At 51.7% G+C, this 24428-nt stretch carries 19 protein-coding genes; all 19 read left to right on the top strand.

Annotated features, from left to right (window positions below):
* Nucleotides 1–42 precede the first annotated feature (42 nt).
* The 19 genes from KGP21_RS25040 (at nt 43) to KGP21_RS24950 (ending at nt 24372) form a co-directional block, all read left to right on the top strand.
* The gene (locus KGP21_RS25040; RefSeq protein ID WP_021806917.1) at nt 43–687 is read left to right on the top strand and encodes a thermostable hemolysin; all 645 of its coding nucleotides are present in this window, start codon (nt 43–45) and stop codon (nt 685–687) included.
* Nucleotides 684–2123 carry an AMP-dependent synthetase/ligase gene (locus KGP21_RS25035; protein ID WP_094983167.1) on the top strand — a complete coding sequence of 480 codons (1440 nt, stop codon included), beginning with the start codon at nt 684–686 and terminating at the stop codon, nt 2121–2123. The genes KGP21_RS25040 and KGP21_RS25035 overlap by 4 nt, the downstream gene beginning before the upstream one ends.
* A complete protein-coding gene (locus KGP21_RS25030; protein ID WP_021180630.1) occupies nt 2120–2776 on the top strand; it encodes a TenA family transcriptional regulator in 657 nt (218 codons plus the stop codon). The genes KGP21_RS25035 and KGP21_RS25030 overlap by 4 nt, the downstream gene beginning before the upstream one ends.
* Nucleotides 2773–3582, top strand: a complete 810-nt coding sequence (locus KGP21_RS25025) for an SDR family oxidoreductase (RefSeq protein WP_094983166.1) — start codon at nt 2773–2775, stop codon at nt 3580–3582. The genes KGP21_RS25030 and KGP21_RS25025 overlap by 4 nt, the downstream gene beginning before the upstream one ends.
* On the top strand, nt 3579–4190 hold the full coding sequence (locus KGP21_RS25020) for a hypothetical protein (protein ID WP_021180628.1): 612 nt from the start codon (nt 3579–3581) through the stop codon (nt 4188–4190). The genes KGP21_RS25025 and KGP21_RS25020 overlap by 4 nt, the downstream gene beginning before the upstream one ends.
* A gap of 27 nt (nt 4191–4217) precedes the next feature.
* Complete coding sequence (locus KGP21_RS25015; protein WP_223536431.1) at nt 4218–4907, top strand: VIT family protein; 690 nt, start codon at nt 4218–4220, stop codon at nt 4905–4907.
* Between the two features lie 140 nt (nt 4908–5047).
* A complete protein-coding gene (locus tag KGP21_RS25010; protein WP_223536428.1) occupies nt 5048–6505 on the top strand; it encodes an EmmdR/YeeO family multidrug/toxin efflux MATE transporter in 1458 nt (485 codons plus the stop codon).
* Nucleotides 6506–6608: 103 nt separating this feature from the next.
* Nucleotides 6609–9380, top strand: a complete 2772-nt coding sequence (locus KGP21_RS25005) for a DUF2339 domain-containing protein (RefSeq protein ID WP_223536426.1) — start codon at nt 6609–6611, stop codon at nt 9378–9380.
* Nucleotides 9377–10753: a DUF3999 family protein gene (locus KGP21_RS25000; protein ID WP_021806911.1), complete on the top strand. Its 1377-nt coding sequence runs from the start codon at nt 9377–9379 to the stop codon at nt 10751–10753. The genes KGP21_RS25005 and KGP21_RS25000 overlap by 4 nt, the downstream gene beginning before the upstream one ends.
* Nucleotides 10754–11306: 553 nt before the next feature.
* Nucleotides 11307–12311, top strand: a complete 1005-nt coding sequence (locus KGP21_RS24995) for an HlyD family secretion protein (protein ID WP_179248516.1) — start codon at nt 11307–11309, stop codon at nt 12309–12311.
* Nucleotides 12308–13234 carry an ABC transporter ATP-binding protein gene (locus KGP21_RS24990; protein WP_021806909.1) on the top strand — a complete coding sequence of 309 codons (927 nt, stop codon included), beginning with the start codon at nt 12308–12310 and terminating at the stop codon, nt 13232–13234. Before KGP21_RS24995 ends, KGP21_RS24990 begins: the two co-directional genes overlap by 4 nt.
* 3 nt (nt 13235–13237) lie before the next feature.
* Nucleotides 13238–14368, top strand: coding sequence for an ABC transporter permease (locus KGP21_RS24985; protein ID WP_179248514.1), 1131 nt, complete (start codon nt 13238–13240; stop codon nt 14366–14368).
* A 43-nt stretch (nt 14369–14411) separates the two neighbouring features.
* Nucleotides 14412–15353: a UbiA family prenyltransferase gene (locus tag KGP21_RS24980; protein ID WP_021806907.1), complete on the top strand. Its 942-nt coding sequence runs from the start codon at nt 14412–14414 to the stop codon at nt 15351–15353.
* Between the two features lie 17 nt (nt 15354–15370).
* Nucleotides 15371–17746, top strand: a complete 2376-nt coding sequence (locus KGP21_RS24975) for a phosphotransferase (protein ID WP_223536423.1) — start codon at nt 15371–15373, stop codon at nt 17744–17746.
* A gap of 97 nt (nt 17747–17843) precedes the next feature.
* On the top strand, nt 17844–20588 hold the full coding sequence (locus KGP21_RS24970) for a phosphoenolpyruvate synthase (protein ID WP_245398480.1): 2745 nt from the start codon (nt 17844–17846) through the stop codon (nt 20586–20588).
* Entirely contained in the window at nt 20585–21628 is a 1044-nt protein-coding gene (locus tag KGP21_RS24965; protein WP_021806904.1) for a hypothetical protein, read from the top strand. The genes KGP21_RS24970 and KGP21_RS24965 overlap by 4 nt, the downstream gene beginning before the upstream one ends.
* Nucleotides 21628–23217, top strand: a complete 1590-nt coding sequence (locus KGP21_RS24960) for an AMP-binding protein (RefSeq protein WP_223536418.1) — start codon at nt 21628–21630, stop codon at nt 23215–23217. The genes KGP21_RS24965 and KGP21_RS24960 overlap by 1 nt, the downstream gene beginning before the upstream one ends.
* Nucleotides 23214–23837, top strand: a complete 624-nt coding sequence (locus KGP21_RS24955) for a CDP-alcohol phosphatidyltransferase family protein (RefSeq protein WP_209523682.1) — start codon at nt 23214–23216, stop codon at nt 23835–23837. Before KGP21_RS24960 ends, KGP21_RS24955 begins: the two co-directional genes overlap by 4 nt.
* Complete coding sequence (locus KGP21_RS24950; RefSeq protein ID WP_037376221.1) at nt 23827–24372, top strand: CDP-archaeol synthase; 546 nt, start codon at nt 23827–23829, stop codon at nt 24370–24372. The genes KGP21_RS24955 and KGP21_RS24950 overlap by 11 nt, the downstream gene beginning before the upstream one ends.
* Nucleotides 24373–24428 lie beyond the last annotated feature (56 nt).

Raw genomic sequence — 24428 nt, 5'->3', positions numbered from 1 at the left:
TATATCGCTACACTGCTCATTATCAGTCAGAGGGGCGCGATTATGAGTATACATATCCAGGCACCGTACCAGCTGTCGTTTGCTGAGGATCATGACCATAGGGCCTTATTGCAGGCTTATATACAGCACGAATACGGTCGGCAGTTTAATGCGCTCATTCCTCACTTTCTGCCTTACCTGTTAGGTATGTACCGCGCTGACGGCGTTCTGGTTGGTGCCTGCGGTCTGAACCGTGCTGATAATGCGCCGCTGTACCTTGAGCGTTATCTGGATGCGCCGATTGAAGAGGTGGTCGCCACTCAGACGGGAACAATCTTGCCACGTAACCGCCTGGTTGAAATAGGAAACTTTGCCTGCTCTGAATCTGGAAATGCCCGGATCATGTTTGCGGCAATTTGTCGGCTACTCTGCGAAAACCAACTCGACTATGTGGCATTTACCGGGACCAAAAAGTTGAGAAATATCTTCCACCGGTTGCACCTGACCCCTCTGGAACTGGCCCCTGCATTGCCGGATCGAATGGGTGAGGATGCTCAGGCCTGGGGAGAATATTATCAGGGGCAGCCCTGCGTCATGGTTGGCGATCTTAAACAAGGCCGCCAAATTCTGAGTGAAACCAGCTTATTGCTTTCATTGTTTGGCCCCATGCCGGATATATTTCCCGTGCAAATGAGCGTGCAGCTATGATCCTTTTTGAGCGTATTGAACACATTGCGGTGACAGATGGTTCTCGCCCTGCGTTATGTGATAGTCAGCACAGCATCAGTTACGCTGATTTATTGCGGCAAACCACCTCTCTGGCTGAGCAACTCAGTAATGAGAAAATATCGCGGCTGGCCCTTTTTTTGAATAATGGCCTGGAGTGGGCCATGATCGATCTGGCTTGCCTGTTAGCCAATATTGTCATTATACCGGTGCCCGTTTTTTTCAGTGCTGAACAGCAAGACTGGTTGCTGGAAAGTAGCGGTGCCGATGCCTTGATTGGGCCTGCCCGGCAAGGGTGGATAACGATCCCTTTCCTTGATTACCCTTTGCAACGTCGGCAGCCACTCTCTGTTGCTGAATTACCCGCTAATACGGCCAAAATCACCTATACATCAGGGACCACCGGGCATCCCAAAGGGGTATGTCTGAGTCAGGAGCATTTGATGCAGGTCAGCCTGGCGCTTGCCGAGCGGGTTGCTGCGGCAAACATACAGCAGCATCTGACCTTGCTGCCACTGTCGACCTTGCTTGAAAACATTACCGGGCTCTATGTTCCGTTGCTCAGTGGCGTATGCAGCCGTATCCCCTCGCTGGCTGAAGTGGGACTGACAGGATCTAGCCAGTTCTCCGCTCAGATCCTGGCCCAAGCCATTGCACAATGGCGGCCGCACAGCCTGGTATTGGTGCCTGAATTGCTGCGTCTATTCGTCATGTTATGCACCCAGAACCCAGGGCTTGCGGAGAGCCTGCGTTTTGTCGCCGTCGGCGGGGGAAAAGTTGCTGCGGATATAGTGGTTAAATCGCACCAGTTGGGTTTGCCGGTTTTTGAAGGGTATGGCTTATCAGAATGCGGCTCGGTTGTTGCTCTCAATGCGCCGGGGCGCGCTTTGCCTGGCTCGGTGGGTGAACCACTACCGCACTGCCAGATAGCCATCGCACCGGATGGGGAGATCTTGATTTCTGGCGCGACAATGCTGGGATATCTGGGGGAACCCGCTGCAAAACCCCCGGTGGCAACCGGCGATCTCGGTCATTTTGATGCCCAAGGCTTCCTTCATATCACTGGCCGCAAAAAGAATATTCAGATCACCGCCTTTGGCCGCAATTTTTCACCGGAATGGATTGAGGCGGAAGCGCAGCTTTTTCCGGCAATATCCCGCATGGTCATCTTTGGTGATGGATTACCCGTAAATGTTGCGCTGATCCAAGTGACACCCGGTTATGAAAGTAGCCTTGCCGATCAGCTATGCCAACTTAATGGGAGGCTACCTGATTATGCACGGATCCATCATTATTTTTTGGCACAGTTAACGGTTGAAAACGGTTTATTAACCACTAATGGACGTCCGAAAAGACAGCAGATTCTGTCCACCTATCACACACGTATTCATCAGTTAATCGCGGGAGATACCCTATGAGTTTTTATCAATTATTACAGCGAGAGACGGCGGTGGACAGAGAGAAGCTCCTTTCCGCCCCGGTCATAGAGGCTTGCCGCTGCGGAAATATTAATGCTGAAATGTATATCGCCTTTTTGACACAGGCTTTTTATCACGTCAGCCATACCGTGCCTTTATTGATGACTGCGGGGGGCCGGATGAACTCAGAGTATGAATGGGTTCGCGGAGCCATTGCCGAATATATTGATGAAGAGTATGGCCATCAGGAATGGATATTAAATGATATCAGGACGTGCGGCGGAGATGCCGAGGCGGTTCGTCATGGTCAGCCGGTATTGGCAATCGAGTTGATGATTGCATTCCTCTACGACCACGTCTCTCGCCTCAACCCGATGGGTATTTTCGGTATGGTACATGTCCTTGAGGGCACCAGCGTCGCCATTGCCACCACCGTTGCCGAGCAGCTCAAGCAGGGCCTGGGATTACCGGAGAAAGCCATGAGCTATCTCAGCTCGCATGGTGAACTGGACAAAGAACATCTGGCCTTTTTTGCATCATTAATGGACCAGGTGGAAAAAAGTGAAGATCGTGCCGCGATTATCCATACTGCCAAAGTGGTCTACCAACTTTATGGCGACATGCTGCGTGGGCTGATGGAGCCAGCGCAATGAGGCTCAACAACAGCCGTATTTTGCTTACCGGTGCCAGCGGTGGTATTGGCCAGGCACTGGCTCATGCTTTGGCAAAGCAGGGGGCTTGTCTGATATTACATGGGCGTAATGAAACGGCGCTCACCACGCTGGTTAATACATTGCCTCACCCGGAAAATCATCAGGTTTGGATCGCCGATCTTGGCGATTTTACGCAATTGACAAAGCAAGTTGAGCTACTTTTCCAACAGCAGAATATTGATATCCTGATCAATAATGCCGGCGCCAATCATTTTGCCTGGCTTGAGGATCAAAGCGAACAACAAATAATACAGCAGTTAGCCATAAATATTCAGGCTCCAATATTACTGACCCGGGCTTTGCTACCTTATATAGACCGACCCGGCATCATTATGAATATCGGTTCCAGCTTTGGCAGTATTGGTTATGCTGGCTATAGCGTGTATTGCGCTAGCAAGTTTGCTTTGCGTGGCTTCAGTGAAGCTCTCTGCAGGGAACTTGCCGGCTCATCGATTAACGTGCTCTATTTTGCCCCCCGGGCGACACAAACCACGCTTAACTCTGCGGCTGTTAATGCCATGAATGCTGAATTAGGCACCAAAAGTGACAGCGCTGAAAGGGTCGCTGATGAGGTGATTGTTGCGCTGAACAAACAGATAAAACGACGATGGCTGGGGTGGCCAGAGCGGTTCTTTGTCAAACTGAATGCACTGTTCCCCGCAGTGGTCGATAAAGCGCTGGCTAAACAGCGGCATATTATTGCCCGCCATGCCAAAGCTGCCCTTGAGAAGAAGGACTCACGATGAAAAAGTTATTGTTGGTGTTGACGCTCTTTGGTAGTACAACCGCTATTGCCCAGAGTGATTTGGCCGATATTCAGAACCAATGGGCGGTTTGCCAGTATCAGGTGGCGGCGAAACAGAAAGAAAGCTGTCTGGAGCAACTTAGCGCCGTTGCGGATAAAGCCAGTTCAGCTAACGGTTCACGCGCAGATCTGCTGATCTGGTCTGCGATCGTCAAGAGTAGTTGGGCCGGTGAGAAGGGGGGGCTGGGGGCTTTGGAACTGGCCAAACAGGCGAAAATGAAGCTGGAACTGGCAATAAAGTTGGATGCCAAGGCGCTGGACGGCTCCGCCTATACCAGTCTAGGCGCCCTCTATTATCAGGTTCCTGGCTGGCCGATTGGTTTTGGTGATGACAAGCAGGCTGAGCTGTTGTTGAAACAGGCTTTACAGATTAATCCAACGGGTATCGATCCCAACTATTTCTACGGTGACTTTCTGATAGATCAAGGGCATAAGGCACAGGGCAAGCTCTACTTACAGAAAGCACTGGCGGCTCCGGCCCGTCCAGGCAGAGAATTAGCCGATAAAGGCCGCCATCAGGACATTCAACAACGACTCGATAAACTTTGAGACTACGGGTCCATAAAGGGAAACAAAATGCACCGGGAACGACACAGCATGGAAAAAATAGGCTGGCTGCGGGCTGCCGTTCTCGGGGCTAATGACGGGATAGTGTCTACCGCCAGTCTGCTGTTGGGCGTAGCGTCGGCTAACGTCACTCAGCAAAGTTTGCTCTTGACCGGGGTGGCGGGTTTGGTGGCTGGTGCGATGTCGATGGCAACCGGTGAGTATGTTTCAGTGTCTTCCCAGGCTGATACTGAAAAGGCCGCGCTGGCTGAAGAGCAAGCTGAGCTGAATAGCGATTTTCAGGGGGAATACCGCGAGTTAACCTCGATTTATGTCCATCGGGGGCTTGATTTGGCTCTGGCTAAACAAGTGGCAGAAAAACTGATGCACCATGATGCGCTAGGCGCCCATGCGCGTGATGAACTGGGGATCTCAGAAATCACCACCGCGCGTCCTTTACAGGCCGCGTGGGCTTCAGCGTTGAGTTTTGCTGCCGGGGCAATATTACCGCTATGTGTAGCGGCCATCGCGACAACGGAATGGGCCATCCCCGCCATTGCCTGCTCAGCATTGATCTCACTGGCAGTACTTGGGGGCGTTTCGGCCAAAGTGGGCGGTGCACCCATCGGCCCTGGAGTGATGCGTATTACTTTCTGGAGTGCACTGGCCATGGGGGTGTCCTCGGGGATAGGGGCGTTATTTGGTTTGGTTACGGGATAAGTGTTAAACCAATAGCAGGATGTTTTTCTCTGAGTCGCAGTCATCTTTGGCAACGTATAGTGAGAAGAAAACGCTTGCAGAGTAAGCGTTGATAACCCATCATTTGAAACGATGTTTCACTTCCTTGCTACAGGCCAATCTTGAACTTACACGGGCTACTGCCCCAGCACGTTGCCAAGACGCATTGGTATGCCAAGCGAAAAAGCTATCGGGTGCTTTTTTGGCGGGAGATCACGCCACTGGCAGTTCCGATCTTTCTAGAGAACACCTGCGTACTGCTGATGGGGGTGCTCAGCACCTTCCTGGTGAGCTGGCTCGGCAAAGAGTCGATGGCGGGTGTTGGCCTGGCAGACAGTTTCAACATGGTCATCATGGCCTTTTTCGCGGCGGTGGATCTGGGTACCACGGTGGTGGTGGCCTTTAGCCTTGGCACTCGCGATCGTAAACGAGCGCGGGCGGCTGCACGCCAGTCGCTGGTATTAATGACCGTGCTGGCGGTGCTGCTGGCGGTTGGGATCCATTTGGCCGGGCAACAGATCATTAACGTGATCGCCGGTGAAGCCACGCCCGAAGTCAAAGCGCTGGCACTCTCTTATCTGCAAACCACCGTCTGGAGCTACCCGGCAGCCGCCATCGCCCTGATTGGTAGCGGTGCCCTGCGTGGGGCGGGCAACACCAAGATCCCGCTGCTGATCAATGGCGGCATGAATATCCTCAACATCCTCATCAGCAGTACGCTGATTTATGGGGTATTTAGCTGGCAAGGCCTGGGTTTTGTTGGCGCGGGGCTGGGGCTGACGATTGCCCGCTATATTGGCGCGATCGCCATTATTACTGTTCTGGCGGTGGGCTTTAATCCGGCGCTGCGTATTACGCTCAAAAGCTATTTTACGCCACTCAACAGCAGCATCCTGCGTGAGGTGCTGGGGATTGGTATTCCCGCCAGTATCGAATCGGTACTGTTCAACGCTGGCAAACTGCTGACACAAATGTTTGTCGCCGGGATGGGGACCAACGTCATCGCCGGTAACTTTATCGCTTTCTCTATCGCGGCCCTGATTAACCTGCCGGGGAATGCCTTGGGATCTGCTTCGACCATTATCGTCGGCAAGCGTCTGGGGAAAGGGCAAATTGCTCAGGCCGAACGGCAGATGAAGCACGTCTTTTGGCTGGCAACGATTGGCCTGACGGTGATTGCCTGGGGAACCGCTCCCTTTGCGGGGCTGTTTGCCTCATTTTATACCCAGGAAGACGATGTTAAAGAGGTGGTCAAAATCCTGATTTGGCTCAATGCCGCGTTTATGCCGATCTGGGCCGCGTCCTGGGTGTTACCCGCTGGGCTGAAGGGCGCGCGTGATGTCCGATTTGCCATGTGGGTGACGATGTTGGGTATGTGGGGCTGCCGAGTAGTCGCCGGTTATATCCTGGGCATCGTGCTGGGCATGGGCGTAGTGGGGGTCTGGCTGGGGATGTTCTTGGACTGGGCCGTTCGCGGAGTCTTCTTCTATTGGCGTATGGTCAGCGGGCGCTGGCTATGGAAATATCCACGGCTCAGAAAAAACCAGCCTGAATCAGCCGAAGAACAGTCGCCAAGCTAACGGTATTTTATTGGACTGAGCCGGGTTGGCAGTATCAATCCATTGTCGGCGGTTATGTTTTGGTGTAAGACTGATGCCACGATAAATGATCTAAAGGTGCACCATGGATGGATTGATATTTATCGCTGGTTTGGCGTTGTTCCTGTGCCTGGTGGTATTACCTATTTCTGTGGTGGTATCGCTCGGCCGTGGCAACCGCAACCAGCGGGAAATTGCCCAACTGACACTGACCATCACCCAGTTGCAGAAACAGGTGGATGATCTCCGCTTCGAGGAAACCGGGAGATCACGGCCGCCGCCAACGCCAACTCCCCAGGTGCCACCTGTGGCTGCGAAGACAACGCATGACTTTGCTGCGCATGCTGCCCAACAGTCTGCCGTGCAGCCAACTGCTGAAATAGCCGTGCCTCCACCGGTTAAATCCGCCTGGGAGCCCGCAGTTCCAAAACCAGCCGCATCAGTAACAACCATTCCTCGCCCGCCTATTGCTGATAGACCTGCCATTGATAAACCACAGCAACCGAAAAACGACCTGCTCAGCGGGCTGGTGGGCTGGTTTATGCAAGGTAATCCGCTGGCGAAGCTGGGTGTCTTGCTGCTGTTCTTCGGTTTGGCCTACCTGATGAAATACACTGTTGAACGTGACATGCTGCCTATTGAGTTCAGGTTAATGGGCGCGGCGGTAGCTAGCGGCGTTTTACTGTGGTTTGGCTGGCGTCTGCGTGTTAAACAGACGATGTATGCCCTGATCCTGCAAGGGGGCGCGGTTGGCGCGCTCTATATCACCGTATTTGGTGCCTTCCGGCTTTATCAACTGTTGCCACATATGCTGGCATTTGGCCTGATGCTGGTGATCTGCGCCGCCAGCGTGGGCTTGGCCGTATTGCAGCGTGCCCTCAGCCTGGCGATGCTTGCCAGCATTGGCGGCTATCTTTCACCTTTGCTGTTGTCCACCGGTGGCGGCAGTTATATCGCGCTATTCTCCTATTATCTGCTGCTCTCGCTGGGCATTCTGGCGATCAGCGTCTGGCAGCCATGGCGGCCACTTAACCTGCTGGGCTTTGTTTTTTCCTTTGGCGTCGCTGGGCTGTGGGGAGTAAACAACTACCTGCCGGAATACTACCTGGGCTGCCAGCTGTTCCTGATTGCCAATATCGTGATTTTTGGCGTGCTATGCCTGGCGTTGACTCTACGTGCACAGTTGCCTGGCGAGAAGATTATCGATGGCGCGCTGCTGTTTGGCCCACCGTTAATCGGTTTCGGCATGCAGTATCTGATCGTTCGCCAGTGGGAGTTTGGCCCGGCGTTCTCGGCGCTGGGCTTCGGTTTGGCTTACCTGTTACTGGCCTGGGCCGCATTGAAGCGCTACCCATCCCTGGGCCGCATGTTGGCGGTTTCCGGTTTGGCACTAGGCGGGGTGTTCACTACGCTGGCTATCCCATTGGCACTGTCTGCTGAGTGGACATCCATGGCTTGGGCGCTGGAAGGGCTGGGCATTCTGTGGCTTGGTCGTGAGCAAAAGCAAATCCGCATGAGCCTCAGCGGTTCTGGCCTGCTGGTGCTGGCCTTGGCTTCCGCCCTGGTGGCTCTTGGCGCTGGAATGACGACGCTCTCCTTCACGCTGGTGTTCGCCGTACTGGCATTAACTTGGCTAGCGGTGGCATTCCTCTGGCGCGATCTGGAGAGCGAGGCTGCATTCAGGCTGGTTGTCAGCCGCTCCTTCCTGGCTGGCGGCATCCTGCTCTGGCTGGTTTGCCTGCTCGGTTTTGCCGGGCGATTGCCGCTTGATTATGGCTACGGGGCTTTCCTGGCGTTGGTCTTGTTGACGCTATCCGTAGTGCTGTGGCGTTGGGTGGCACAAAGGCTGGCCTGGCTCGAACTAGGTTATAGCATTTGGCTACTGTGGCCGGGTATGTTGGCCATGCTGTTGTTCCAATTGGTCGACTTTGATTCTTTATTGTCCTTCGGCTGGCCGAATCTGGTCTGGTTACTGGCCTTGCCGGTGGCGTACTGGCTGCTGAAGCTCGAAGCGGGCTCCCTGCCGTTACTGCGCCTGCAGCAAGGATTACACCTGTCTCTGTTCTGGATGGTGGTGTTTGCGCTGGGTTATGAAGTCTTTTGGCGCACGATGCGCTTGCCGTGGGGCATGGATGAATGGCAATTGGGCCTGCAAATGGGCTTCCTCTCCCTGATCATCTTGGCTACACATGGTGCGCTGCGCAAAGGATGCTGGCCGTTTGCCGAACATCGTCAGCTGTATGGTGCGATTGCCTTGGCCCCATTGGCGGCGTTGGCTTTGCTGCTGTTGCTGGTAGGCAACGTGTTCGATGGGGTCAGTATAGGCTGGCGTTATTTACCACTGTTGAACCCGTTGGAAGAGGGGGCTGGTTTTGCACTCTTGGCACTGGTGACTCTGGGGCTGTTTGTCCGGCGGGAATACCCGCAGTTTGCTGCATTGCTGAAACAGGCGCTACCGCTGTTTACCCTCGCGATGCTGTTCTGGTGGGGCAATGGGGCGGTCCTGCGTGCACTGGCCTATTACGCCGATATTGCCTGGCGGGTTGATACGCTCTGGGGCTCCCGCCTGGTGCAGACCACCTTCGCTTTGCTGTGGATGCTGATAGCGCTGATCGTCATGGTGTTGTCAACTCGCCGTGGGCAGCGTGAGGTCTGGTTTGGCGGTGCGGCGTTGCTCGGAATCGTCATTGTTAAGCTGATGCTGGTTGATAGCGCCCGGGGTGGGGGATTGGCTCGTGCCATCGCGTTTATCGGCGTGGCGATACTGGTGTTGATCGTGGGATATTTTTCCCCATTGCCACCCAAAGCGGTGCGCGGTAAGGAACCCAATGTGGCAAGCGAACGAGGGAATGTATGAAAGTAAAACTGAATAACTGGTTGCTGCTGGGGTCGCTTTGTCTGGCCGGTGCGGCCAATGCGGAGCCGGTGGCTGAAAAACCGCAAGATTTCGCCTATGGCATCTCGCTAACCACTGAAGGCAGCGCGCCATTTTTCCGTATTGAACTGCCTGAGGCAGTGTATACCGAGAGCGTTTGGCCGGATCTGCGCGATGTGCGGGTGTTCAACAATCAGGGGCAGGCCGTCCCCTTTGCATTGGCCGCGAACGTCACTACTCAGGACAATAGCCAGACTTTCCCTCTGCGCCTGTTCCCGATGAAGGGTAAAAGGGTCACTAATCAGGAACAACAGGTGATTTCGTTAAAATCCGCAGGTGGTGTTGAAGTTACCTTGCCTGTGGATAGCGACCAGCCAATGGGGAACACCTATCTGCTGGAGATCCCGCAGCATGAGGGCAACTATCCCCGACTGACCCAGTTAAAACTGGCCTGGGAGCGTCTGCCCGAGAATTGGCAGACCCGCGTTAGCCTGTTTTCTAGCCGCGATTTAAAAGACTGGTCGAGCAGCGCTGAGGATGTGCCCTTGATGGATCTGGTCTCTGGCAGCGATCGGTTGCTGTTGGATACCATCGATCTTGATGACTATGCCAGACCTCGTTATCTGCTATTGGTGTTCAACGATGCCAAAACGGCCCCTGATTTGAAGATCCAGTCAGTGCAGGGGATTGCGGCGTCCAGACACACCGAACAGCAAAGGATCGGCCTGACCTTCAACCAAAAAGCCATTTCGGCCAGTGAGGCGGAATATAGCTGGCCGAATCCTCAACCCTTGAACAATATCAGCATTCGGCCGACGCAGAGCAATACGGTATTGCCGCTCGAGATCGATTACCGCAGCGCAGCAAGTGACAATTGGCACCCTCTGACCAAGCAGGTGGTGTTCTCGGTGAATGGCCGCACCGCAGAGGCAATCCCGCTGAACGGCTTGCTGGTGCAGGGTATTCGTTTGAAAGGCATCAACCAGCAATGGGGCGATTCACTGCCAGAAGTCTCGGCACAGCGCGATAGCCAAACTTTGATATTCAATGCCCAGGGAACCACGCCATTCCTGCTGGCGTGGGGAAATAAAGCCGCCCAGCCTCAGGCGATCCCTTTAGATAGCCTGATCCCGGCAGAGCTGCGTAAAACGATAGATGCCGATGCGTTGCCAGAAGCTGGGTTGCAATCCCAAGTGACCCTGGGCGGCACCGAACGCTTGAGCGCGGTAGATGCCGCAGAAGAGGCCAGTATGTGGAAGAAAGGCCTGCTCTGGCTGCTGCTGGTTGTGGGGGCGGGGGGATTGGTGTTGCTGGCGCTGAAGTTGTGGAAAGAGGTTCAGCAGAAGCCGCAATAGGGCAAGTGATTGCTGGCTGTTAGGATAGAAAACAAGGGGTGACGCGGTGGCGTTGCCCCTTGTGCATTTATAGATATAGAAGCGCCCTATAGGCTAAGGCGCTATCCTGTAAAGATGGTGCCCATTGTTCGTAGGTAGGATCAGTTTTACCTCAGTTGGGTCTGATATATATTGATGTATGGGCATTTTTATTTCGGTACTAATAGCTAAACACCCTAATAAAACCACTGAAAATTAATAACCTGCCATTGATTAAAGTAACTGACTCCTGATTTAAAGAGTATTCTAATTAATTCTCATGTATTCGGAATCTCCAGGTGGTGGATATTGGACTGTCCGTAATCGATAATAATTTCATTAACTAATAATGTTGACCGACATGGATAACATGGTTATTCTTGGCACTCTATTCATTGCTGGTGAATTGATATAAGCAGTCTGCACCCTGACATCGTATACTGCATTTAGGACGCGGCCTCGACCAGTTGTTTAACGGGGGAATAGCTCGAGTATGTAAAATAGTTTGGTTTTACTGCTTAATTATTATGGTGTTATGGAAAAGGATAATTCCCTGATGCTCTATTTGTTGTTGACTATCGCTATTAGATTTAAAAAAATAATAGTGTGCACTCTATTGTCGTGGTTGCTTTCTGCCTGTGATAATAAGAATGATCTGTTGATCCAGGGGTATGTCGAGGGGGACTTTATGTATATTGCTGCCCCAGCCTCTGGTGTGCTAAAAAAACTCCATGTCAAAAAAGGCGATCGAATTCACTCTGATGCTTTATTGTTTGCTTTGGATAATGAACGTGAAACCCAGCGCTACTTACAGGCGCAACATCAGTTAGATATAGAACAATCCACGCTTGTTGATTTACAGTCTGGTAGAAGAAAAACGGAATTAGATGTTTTGCGAGCCCAGCTCAACGGTGCCATTATTGCAACGCGGCTCGCCCATTCAAAACTGGCACGTAATGAAAAGCAGGCAAAACGCGGGGCTATTTCTGAGTTTGAACTGGAAACCTACCGCTCGGACTATAATCAAAAAGCAGCGGTAGTTGAGGAGTTACAAAATCGCCTTTCCGCTGATGAACTCCCCGCCCGCGATGCTCAACAACGGGCTCAAACAGCCCGTATTGAAGCGGCAAAGTCGGTGCTTAATCAAAGCAAGTGGGCACTGGATCAAATGACACGCGCTTCCTTGGTAAACGCACAAGTATTTGACACTTTTTATCAGGTCGGGGAGTGGGTTCCAGCAGGGAGCCCCGTCGTTAGCCTGCTACCGCCGGGTAAGCATAAAATCCGCTTTTTTATCTCTGCTGCACTGCTACCTCAGGTAAACGTCGGAAAAGAAATTAAAGTTATTCTACAGCCTGGTTCAGTACCGGTTGCGGCAACCATTGATTATCTCTCTGCCGAGGCGGAGTACACTCCGCCTGTCATCTACAGCAATGAGCGAAGAGAAAAGCTGATCTTCCTTATCGAAGCTAAAGCCACCCAAAGTCTGGCGGGGGATTTACATCCCGGAATGCCGGTAACGGTGGATCTTTCATCATGAGCAGGTTGGCTATCAGTGTCCAGAATATGAATAAGTATTTTGGCGATCGCCACGTGGTCAACGATCTTTCTCTGGAAATTAATACCGGCAAGATTTGTGGTTTTCTCGGCCCTAACGGCAGCGGTAAAACGACCTCCATTCGTATGTTGTGCGGCCTGTTGACGCCTGATTCTGGCACCGGCCACTGCCTGGGTTTTGATCTCTACCGTGAAAAGGACACGATCAAACAGCATGTGGGCTATATGACTCAGCATTTCTCCCTGTGGGAAAACTTGACGGTGCAAGAAAATCTGCGCTTCATCGCCCGGCTGCAAACCATCCCCCAGCGGGAGAAAAAAGTTGAGGAGATCCTGCAACAAATGGGTTTACAGGATCACCGTCATCAATTGGCTAAACGGCTATCCGGCGGTTGGAAGCAGCGGTTGGCACTCTCCGCCAGCCTGCTGCATAACCCGAAACTTTTGTTGCTGGATGAACCCACCGCAGGGGTTGACCCTAACGCCCGGCAGGAGTTTTGGCAAATATTGCATCGCTTGGCAGACAGCGGCGTGACAATTTTGGTTAGCACTCACTATATGGACGAAGCGGAACGCTGCCATCAGATTGCCTATATCGCCTACGGCAACCTACTGGTCCAGGGCAGTGTGGATGAGGTGATTAAGCAGCAGCGGCTTATCACCTGGGCGGTGCGTGGGGAAAAGCTCAGCCGTCTGGAACAACAATTGATACCGCTGCCTGGCGTTGAACATACCACTCTGTTGGGCAATGTGCTGCACGTCACCGGTAGTGATCCCTTGTTGCTTAAGCAGTCGTTGGCTCGATTTCATCAGGATTATCGTCTGGCTCAGGTGGATACCGGGCTAGAGGATATTTTTGCCCGCTTAATTAAACAGCACCAACAAAGTACCGCTGTCAGGAATTAACCCATGCCTCTATTTTCTATAACCCGCTGGTGGGGAATTGTCGTCAAAGAATTACAGGAGCTACGGCGCGATGAGTTGAGCGCCGGGATGCTGATTATCCTTCCTCTGATGCAGGTTATTATGTTTGGCTACGCCATTAATACCGATCCTCACCGCTTGCCTACTGCGGTTATTGATGCGGACAAAAGCGTAATGAGTCGCAGTATGTTGTATGCACTACATAATTCCGGTTATTTCTCTTTTCAAACGGAATGGGCCACGGAGCAACAAGCGGCAGAGGCGTTGGCACAGGGAAAAGTACAGTTTGTTATTAATTTCCCCTCTGACTTTAGTCATAAATTATTGCGCGGTGAAAAAGCCAGTATGTTGATTGAGGCTGATGCCACCGATCCGGTAGCCATTATTCAACCGCTGATAGCCGCGAATATGCTGTCGGAACGGGTGTTAAACAGAAATTTGCCTGAAGCGCTAAAGCCAGCGGCATCACGGGTTTCTATTGATGTGCGTCAGCATCGGCTGTTTAACCCCGAAGGGAACACTCAATACAATATTGTCCCCGGATTATTGGGCATTGTTCTGACTATGACGCTGGTACTGATGGCTGGCCTTGCCATTGCCCGAGAAAGCGAAAACGGCACGATGGAGAGCCTATTGGCGACCCCTGCGATGCCCTTAGAGGTGATGACCGGAAAAATTACGCCCTATGTGATGATTGGCGGGCTTCAGTCCGTTGTGATCTGTTTGATGATCGTTTACCTGTTTAATGTGCCGATCCTGGGGGATCTGTTCTCGCTGTTTATCGCTATCTTACTGTTTATCGTCTCTAGTCTGGCGGTGGGTATTGCGCTGTCTGCCTTTGCTAAAAACCAGTTACAGTCAATGCAGCTCACTTTTTTCTATTTTTTACCTTCGGTGTTGTTGACCGGGTTTATGTTCCCATTCCGGGGGATGCCAGAGTGGGCGCAGGTTATTGGCTATTTTTTACCTATGACCTATTTTCTCCGGCTGGCCCGTGGCGTGATCCTGAAAGGCAACACCATCTTTGAGATGGGGGCAGATGTTTGGCCGCTGATCGGATTCACCTGCGGATTTATGCTCCTCGGCCTCTATTTCTATCACCGCACTCTAGATTAACTAATACCGCTATCACGATTTCAAAACCCGATGGAAGTGATTTATGAAAGATAATGGATTATATGAAAAGCCGCTGGTACGGCGCTTTATGCTATGGATACACGAACGTTTTCCTCTGCCTAATGCCCCCTTCTTTGTTCTGCTGTTTATTGTCGCGTATGCCGTGGCGGCCAGTTCAGAAAAGAGGGAAGTGATTTTCTCATGGAATATTATTATAGGCTGCCTACTATCCTGGTCCTATTTTCTGCTGTTGCGAGTTTTTGACGAACATAAGGATTATCTCATCGATTGTGAGCATCATCCTCAGCGGGTACTTCAACGGGGATTGATCACGCTCAAACATCTTAAATTTGTCGGTGCAGGTTGTATTGCACTACAGCTCTTCGCCAGTATGGCCATTGATGGGGGTATCGCTGGGGCGACCTTGGCGTGGGTACTGCTATTCGCCTGGACCTGCCTGATGGGTAAAGAGTTCTTTATTGGTCAGTGGCTCAATCAATATCTGACCTGTTATGCCATCTCCCATATGTTGGTGATGCCTTTAATCATCTGGTGGCTGGCCAATATAGCGGTTCCTGGCGTTACGCTCAGTGCTCCGATGCAAATATTGATGCTTCTCTCTTTTACTGCGGGATTTATTTTCGAAATCACTCGTAAATTTAAAGGCCCGGATGAAGATCGGCAAGAGATCCCTACCTACTCCTCAATCTATGGGATAAAAACCATTTTCATCATTCTGATCATACTGATTTCTGTGATGCTGCTCATCCAGCTAGGGTTGATTATGGCGACTATCGGGAATGTTCCTTTCTTATCCCTGATCCCGTTAGTGATTTTCTATATTTTAACCCTGTATCAGCTCGTTACGTTTTTACATCACCCCTGTATTCGCAACCGAAAGCGCAATGAAGCCATTGTTGGTCTCTACCTGGCCGTTGGTTATCTGGTGTGTGCAATAACGATTTTTACTGCCGTAATCGTTTGATATTTAAGGATATTATCATGTCGATAAAAGGTCTGTCACCACGTCATCTGTATACCTATACGGAAAAAGCCCGGCAGCAGCGTTTAGCCTATCTGTCAAAGCACATGCAGTGTTCGCTGGATAAGGTTGCCCAGAACTCGTTTGATGCCACCGCGCTATCCAACAACATTGAAGGGTTTATTGGCTCGGTAGAAGTCCCTGTAGGTATTGGTGGCCCGCTGCAAATCAACGGGCTGCACGCTCAGGGGCTGTTCTACGCCCCGTTTGCGACAACGGAAGGGGCATTGATCGCTTCTATTTCACGGGGCGCCACGGCGATTACCCGTTCTGGTGGTGCCACGGCCAGGGTGCTGGGCCAGCGTATGATGCGTGTGCCACACTTTGAATTTCTCAGTGTGACAGAGGCGCTGGAGTTCAGTCATTGGGTAGTCAACTATCTCGATGAGTTACGCAGCGAAATTTCCAGCCACTCTCGTTATGCGCAGTTGGTGGCCTTAACACCTCAGATTATCGGGCGCAGTGTACACCTACACTTTATCTATGAAACAGGTGCTGCCGCCGGGCAGAATATGACGACAACCTGTACCTGGCATGTCTGCCGGTGGATCCAGGAGAAGCTGGCGACGACCACGGACCTTAAGCCTCATCACTTTATGATCGATGGTAATTTATCCAGCGATAAGAAAGTCTCTTATCAGTCGCTGATCCACGGCCGGGGTACGCGGGTGATTGCCGAGGTGTACCTGAGTGCCAGAGTGTGTCAATCCATCCTGCGGGTCACTCCTGTTCAGTTAGTTAATGCTTACCACCATGCTGTGGAAGGCGCCATAGCCGCCGGTATGGTCGGTATGAATATCAACGTTGCTAATGTCATTGCGGCACTGTTTACTGCCCTGGGGCAGGATATTGCCTGCATCCATGAATCTTCCGTCGCTCATTTACGCATGGAGCTGAACAACGAGGGGGCGCTTTATTGCAGCATCACATTGCCTTCTCTGGTCATAGGTACCGTTGGCGGCGGCACTTATCTCCCTCATCAGCGTGAATGTTTGAACATGTTAGGCTGTAGCGGGCCGGACGGTACCAGCAAGCTGGCGGAAATTATTGCCAGCTATTGCCTTGCCCTGGATATTTCCACGCTGTCCGCTATCGCGGCAGATGAATTTGCCAAATCCCATGAGAAGCTGGGGCGCAACCGCCCACACCTTGCCGCCGCTCCCACCACATTGGCGGAGCTCAATCTCGCTTTCTTCCACTCCGCATCCTATAACCCGGTCTGGGGCAGTAAACTGCCGGTATCCGCGGCTATATCGGCAGGTTCAGACGAAAAATACAGTCTGTTGACCACCCTCAGCGCCCAACATTCGTACAGGCTGATGGGGCTGTTTCCCGGTACTTTGACCAATGCGGCACGGCAGGATATTCCGGTGATGTTGAAGCTCAAGCCTCTGGATCAAGACATCTTCACCATGATGAAGTTTTTTGCCGGGAAGTGTTCACCGGCTCTGCTTCAGGCTCTTTCAGATGCGATACACCTGATAGAGTTTGTTAACACCCACAGCCGCGAAGTGGCGGTAATGAATCAGCATGATCCACGCCTGACGCGGTATATGCCAAAGGTTTATGGCGTTATTCGTGATGACAAAACGCGCACCTATGCCTTGATTGAAGAGCACCTCCACGATTTAGTGCTGATGGATTCCACCAACGGCATCGGCTTATGGCAACCCCGCCATATTGAAGTGGCCATCGCGGGTATTGCAGAAATCCATGCCGTTTGGCTGGGGCAGGAGGGTGCGCTGTTACAGCAATTCCCTGAAATCTGCCTGCAGGGCAAAGAGAACACTCTGGCGCAACGTCCCCTGTTACAGGCATTTGCGGGTTTTATGGCCCAAAACGTAGCCCACTACTTTACCCCGTCAGAGCATGACTATTTCTTGTCATGGATAGCCAGCATAGAAATCTGGTGCAGCGAAATAGAGCAGATGCCACGCACGCTGGTACATAACGATTTTAATCCGCGCAATATTGCCTTCCGGCAGTGTGATGAGAGGCTGGAACTGTGCTGCTGGGATTGGGAACTGGCCACGCTGCACCTGCCTCAGCGGGATCTGGTCGAGCTGTTGGTTTTCACGCAGCAGGCAGATATTAGCGCTGAGACGGTGGCGCACTACCTCGAATTTCATCGCCAGCAGTTAGAGCACCATAGCCAAAGCGCTGTTGATGCCATTCAGTGGCAGAGAGGTTATGTGCTGGCGCTGCATGATTTTTGGCTACGGCGTATTCCATTCTATTTAATGGCACACCACGTCAGCCCCTATCCGTTTATCGATAGAGCTATGCAGACCCTGCGCAAACTTATTGAACTGACACGAGCTCATAGCACCACTTAATTCATTTTAGCCAAGGAGAGGCGTGCAAGATTGGTCAGTTTACTCAGCGGTTCTTCTGTTGGGCAACTGACCCGATCGGATCGCTCAAATGGACTCTATGACAAACTTATACTCTCAGCATCAGGCAGTACAATTAACTCAGGATCAATTGGGTGGAAAAGCCGAAAATCTTTTATGGTTATCGTTGGAACAGTATCCCGTACCAGAATGGTGGGTGGTGCCAAGCGATATCCTTACTCAACTGGTCACTCAGGATCCGGTTACTGCCGAAATGGTGCAGCGGTTAACCACCGTCACAGCGGATATCACCTTTGAGGCACTGGAAGAGCTTGCCACCCCGTTGCGGCAACGGATACAGCAGGCACAGTTGCCTGCGGGTCTACGAAAACCCCTGTCGGCACTGTTGGCGGACTATCCCGATACTTTCTTTTCTGTTCGTTCGTCAGCCATTGGTGAAGATGCGGATAATGCCTCTTTTGCCGGACAGATGGACAGCTATCTGTTCCAGCAGGGGGTTGAAGCGATTAGCGCAAGCATTTGTGCCGTGATGGCTTCTGCTTTTAATACCCGGGCACTGCAATATCGGCTGCACAGGGGAATACCTGTGGATAATATCCGCAGTGCCGTCATTATTCAGAAAATGGTGGACGGTGAGGTTTCCGGCGTGATGTTTACTGCAAATCCGGTGACAGGGAGCCGCCAGCATGGATTGATCTCCTCAGCCTGGGGTGTCGGTGAAGGGGTGGTTTCTGGTGAATGTGATACGGATGAGTTTAGTGTCCATCTGTTCAAGGATGAGATTGAGCGCCGTATTGTCGAAAAGCGCGTTGCGTTAGTGTTTGATAAAACCCGTCAGCGGGGTACGGTCACTCAGCATATTGATCAAGCCAGCCAGTGGGCCGAAACGCTCACCGATGTACAAATTTATGCGTTACGGGATATAGGCAATAGCATTGCCCGCCACTGCGGTTGCCCGCAGGATATTGAGTGGACCATTAAAGACCAGTTGCTCTATATTTTACAAACCCGTCCGATTACCCGCCTGCCGAAAGTCGCCGAACCGGTTGACCGCTGTCTGGTATTTAACAACGCCAATATTCAGGAATCCTATTGTGGGGTAACCACGCCGTTGACGTTCTCGTTTGCCAGAGCCGCCTATGCGACGGTATATGAGCAAACTATGCGTATTCTTGGCTGTTCTGATAAGCAAGTTAGCCAGTCTCAGGACATGTTAGATAACATGCTGGGGCTGATTAAGGGGCGGGTTTATTACAATATCAATAACTGGTATCGCTGCTTGCTGATACTGCCATCATTCAAAACCAACAAGCAGGATATGGAACGGATGATGGGGCTGACGGAACAGGTGGATTTTGTCCAATCCAGGCAGTTCACCCTGTGGGAGAAAGCGGCCAAACTGCCGGGCATGGTGAAGGCTTTGGTCCGCCTGCTGGCTTCGTTTCGCAATATGGATAACCACGTTGAACAGTTTTTACAGCAGTTCAGGACCCTCACGGCAAACATTCCGCGCGACCGCCTGCATACGCTCACGGCGAACCAACTGACAGAACTGCTTAGGTATCTGGATACACACTTGCTACGGCGCTGGACTACGCCGATCCTCAATGACTTTTACGTCATGATGTACAACGGGCGGGTATACCGTACTTTGGCTGCTGCGGGAGGTGAAAAAACTGCTGCCCTGATGGGGGATTTACTCTCTGGAGAAGAGGGTATTGAAAGTACTCAGCCGACCAAAGAACTGTTGGTCATGTGCCAGTACGTCCGCTCTAAACCCGCCTTGCGTAAACTTATTGAACAGGGGCAGGGCGCCACGCTGCTAAACCAGCTCAAGACCCAAGACGCTCATTTCCACCGGCAGTGTATTGGCTATATCGATAAATATGGCGACCGCACCATGGGCGAAATGAAGCTGGAAACCTTAACGCTTCGTTATGATCCCCGCTTTCTGTTTACCATCCTGAAAAACTATCTGACGCTGGACGACTTAACGCCAGAATCACTGGCTGCCAGAGAACGGGGATTACGCAGCGAAGCGGAAAAGCGTGCTTTTAGCATCGTGGAGTACGAGCTGGGCACGCGTCGCATGCGGCAGTTTAAACGTCATCTGGCCAGGCTTCGTCAGGCTATCCGTCATCGGGAAAATATGCGCTTTACCCGTACCAGGTTGCTCGGGATTTATCGCGATCTGTTTAATCAGCTTGGCCGACAGTATGCTCAGGAAGGCATTCTCTCTCAGGCCCGTGACATCTTTTATCTCACGCTGGATGAGATCTATAGTGGCTATGAAGGAACCGCCGTTCAAACCCAGTTAAAACCGCTGGTTGGAGCCCGCCAAGGGGAATATGCCAGCTATGAAGCGGAAGAGCTGGCCCATCACATCTGTTGTCATGGCTCCCTGTTTCAGAAGCATGACTTTGCCAACCCTTACCAGGTGGAAACACTCCCATCAGATGAAAATCAACTGCAGGGTATCGGCTGCTATCCCGGGATCGTGGAGGCCAGCGTACGCTTAATCAAATCTCCCGAAGATGAGATGTCACTGTCTGGGCAGATCCTTTGTACCGAGCGGACCGATCCCGGTTGGGCGCCGCTGTTCCCAACGGCAGGCGGGTTGTTGATAGAAAGGGGATCTACGTTGTCCCACTCTGCCGTGGTGGCAAGGGAGATGGGGATCCCCGCCATTGTCGGCATTCCCAATATCACCCGCTTGATACGCGACGGTGAGTATGTGCGTATGGATGGTGGGGCAGGTACGGTGACACGGCTGGAGCCGTTTAAAAAGGACGCATGTGTAGACTCGGAGGAGGTTCTACCATGATTAACGTCTCTGAATGGCGGCCCAGCCAGCAGTTATCCGAGGCGTTTCTGTCTCTCCCGCAGCAAATCTATCGCCACGATCCTCTCTGGCCGGGAGAAGATCAAGCATCGCTCAAACAGCAGTTCAGCCAGGAAAACTCATGGTTTGAACAAGGTAAGGCGTGGACTGGCACTATACCGGGAAAGGCTCGCCTGGTGGGTTTTCTCCCCCCTTATTTGGTTGAAGGACAGAAGGTGGCGTTTTTTGGTTTCTGGGAAAGCATTAACGACTTGTCCTGCAATCAACACCTGTTCAACGCCCTGGCGGTGTGGGTAAAAAAGTACGGTATTACTCAGCTGTACGGGCCGATCAATTTTTCCACTTTTGGTCAGTACCGCATTCGCCTGAATCAGTTTGAAAAGGGGGCTTTCACTGGGGAGCCCTACAATCCGCCTTACTATGGCACTTTACTGGAACAGTTAGGGTTCAGCGTTAAGCACCGCTATCTCTCGACTTTCGATGATGCCAGTTTGGCGGCGGATAACTGGTCACAGCGATACCTGCGGATGAAAAAGCTCCCCATAGATATCGAAAGTCGTCCGCTGACTCCGGCTTTATGGATGCGAGAGCAACGCCGAGTGTTTGCATTTACCGATCGTCTGTTTGGTGATGGCTTCGCTTACACCCCGCTAAAGTGGGATGAGTTTCAGCAACGTTGTGGTGAACACTTTATCCGGCGCTTTTGCCCCCATTCATCTATGTTGGCTCAAACCACGGATGGAGAGATTGCCGGTTTGTCCATGGTGCTTCCGGTCTATCGGGACGGTAAAGCAGAGGCCAATTTGTGGAAAACCGTAGCGATAGATCCCCGCTATCGGCGTACTGGTGTGCTTGGCCATCTGTGTGGTCAGTATCTTCAATATACTAGCCAACATTATCCCCGCGCGGGTGGGGCGATGATGCGTGATGATAACGCCAGCCTGCTCATGGCCAAATCGCTGTTTAGAGGAACCGATCGGCGTCATCACGACTACGCACTGTATGGCAAGGAGCTATTCTGATGAACCTTTGTCAGCTCATCGTTCAGTCTGCTGAACGCTATCCCGACAGGGTCGCGCTCAATGTTCCGCTATCCAACGGCGAGTATTCCACTCTGACCTATCGGGACTTTATCAATCTGGCAGGACATTTTCAGCGCCAGCTGATCCAGTCCGGTTTTACCCGTGGCGATCGTCTGGTGTTGCTGATCCCCCCTGGCCTGTACCTCTATCCTTTGCTGATGGCTATGCTGGGAATAGGGATTGTTGCCGTTATGCCGGAGAGGGGGCTCACTAGAGCGCAGTTTCGGGCGACGCTGAGGCACTGTCGGCCCAAAGCTATCATTACTGTAGCAACAACTGGCAAGTGGTGGCCGCTGATCCCCGAGCTTTGGTGGTTAAAGCGATTTGTGGTTGGCCACCCGGTGCTGGGTATGCAGCAACTACAGGTCAGCGTTAATGCGCCGGATGGCGGTTTTATCTGTCAATCGCTGACACCAGATGCCACCGGGCTGATTACCTTTACTTCGGGTACTACCGGGATCCCCAAAGGGGCAAATCGTACTCATGGTAGCCTGATGGAGCAACAGCGCGCCCTCGAAAGCCTGATGCTTACAACAGATCATGATATTGATTTATTTAGTTTTCCCGTGCTTGTTTTGCAGACGTTGAGCATGGGGCAACAGAGCATTCTGCCCTACTTTGACTTCGCCAGACCGGCTTGCGTTAATCCTGCTGATGTTATTCAACAAATTGGCCACTTTGGTGTCACGCGCATCAGTGGTGCGCCTGCCTATATGCAGAAAATCATTGGTTATGCTCAGGCACGGCGGCTGACCTTTTCCAAGGTGCGCCAAATCATTATTGGTGGTGCTCCGGGCAGTAAAGCTCTTTATCAGAGCTGCCTGCAGGTTTTTCCTTTGGCGCAGCAGATGGTGATTTATGGCTCAACGGAAGCAGAGCCGATTGCCTGTGTCGATATACAAACCTTAACGGAACGTTGGTCGCAGCATGATGGCTACCTGGTCGGCAAGCCGATCAAGGTTGCTGAAATCTGTCTGCGGGACATCATGCCTAACGGAGAATCAGGTACGCTGAAGCCACCCATTCCCGGAGATATTGGTGAGATCCTGGTAGCTGGCCCTCATGTATTGTCTGAATATATTGATAATCCGCAGGCAACCCGGCGGTACAAAATTCCGCGTAAACAGGGCGGCATTTGGCACTGTACCGGGGATGTGGGGTACTTCGATGAGGGGGGGCAAATATGGCTACTAGGCAGAGTTAATGACAGCATTGCCATTGATCAATACCGGGTAATTCACCCCTATATTATTGAAAAAAGGCTTAATGACCTCAAGGAAATAGAACGTTGTGCTTTGGTTGCTCATCCGCAAGGCAATGCGGCCCTGATCCTGCAATGCACCAGCCTACCGCAAGAGTTATCGGCAATTCTGGCAGAGCTACAGCTTATAGACGTCACCCAAGTGTACCAATTATCGGAGATGCCTGTTGACGTTCGGCATAACAGCAAAATTAACCGTCTGAAGTTGAAACGTTTACTGGCAAAAAATGCTTTGAAGGTATGTAGGTTGAACAGGGCGTCTTTATGAATAAGTCTCCTTTCCTGATACGTTTAAATTCCGCCGATTGCATTACGCTGGTTGGGCTACTTTTTAGCGCAGTTGCAATGGGTTGCGCCCTGCACAAACAATTATTTTTATCGGTTGCCTGGTTGTTTCTCGCCATGCTGGTGGATGCACTTGATGGCATCTGGGCTCGCCGTAATAAGCTGGTTCGCGCCTTTGGCCGCTATCTTGATGGGTTTATGGATCAGTTGATCTACCTGATTTCACCCGCAGTAGTGTTCTATCTTTCAGGCTTTGATGGTTACTGGTCGCTATTTTTACTGTTGATGATGGCCTGTGGTTCTATCCGGCTTTCGGTGTTTAATGACGTCGGTAATATAGAAGGAAGCAGCGGGCTTTCTTACCCCGGTATGCCGGTATTCTGGAGCCTGTTTATCCTTGGAGCCTATTTGCTGCTGCGCCTGGTGCTACCACCGCTGCCAGGTTATCTGCTGCTCAGCGTTGCGCTGTTGTTGTTTAGCATAGCCATGCTGTGGCGGCGGCCGTTTTATAAGTTTAAACATCTGAGCATCATTATCTTGATTACCCTGTCTGGTGCCTTCAGCTTCGCTTTACTCCATTTCAGAGGCTTCTATGTGGTATGACATGTTATATGCGTGGTATCTGATGATCCCCGTCATATTGGGAGGCTGTACCCATATGATAATTGTTAGGTATAACTACTTTTCGGTTTTGAATGTTCCTTTGGCGGTTTCCTGCTTTGGTGCGAATAAAACCTGGCGTGGGTTGCTGCTGGTTCCTCTGTTAACCGCACTGTTTGCTCTTTTATGGCTCCCCATTGGTCAGCTTCATTCACCACAGGAAATATTACCGATACTGATTGAGGAGTGCTGCCTTGCAGGACTGCTTGCCGGATTGGGTTATATTTTGCCGGAGTTGCCTAACTCATGGATGAAAAGAAAGTTGGGCATTCCACCGGGCACGCTGCCGGTTCGCAACCGTGCCTTTTTTATCTTCGGCGATCAGATAGATTCGGCTATTGGCGTGACGCTGGCCTATACCCTCTATTTTAAGTTGCCTGCAATGTCAGCCGCGCTGATCTTGGTTATTTTCTTGTTGAGTGCTTTTGTGGTGAAACAGTTGTTGTATTTACTGGCGTTGAAAAAGACGAGGTTTTAGGCTGGGGTCAGTGTGTCATTTGAACTATTTGCCCAAGTGTAACGGCTTGCGAGGCT

Origin of the sequence: Serratia sp. JSRIV004, from assembly GCF_019968705.1 — a bacterium.
Classification (GTDB): domain Bacteria; phylum Pseudomonadota; class Gammaproteobacteria; order Enterobacterales; family Enterobacteriaceae; genus Chania; species Chania fonticola_B.
The sequence above is the reverse complement of the archived record's forward strand: the minus strand, read 5'-3'. Positions and strand labels throughout refer to the sequence as shown.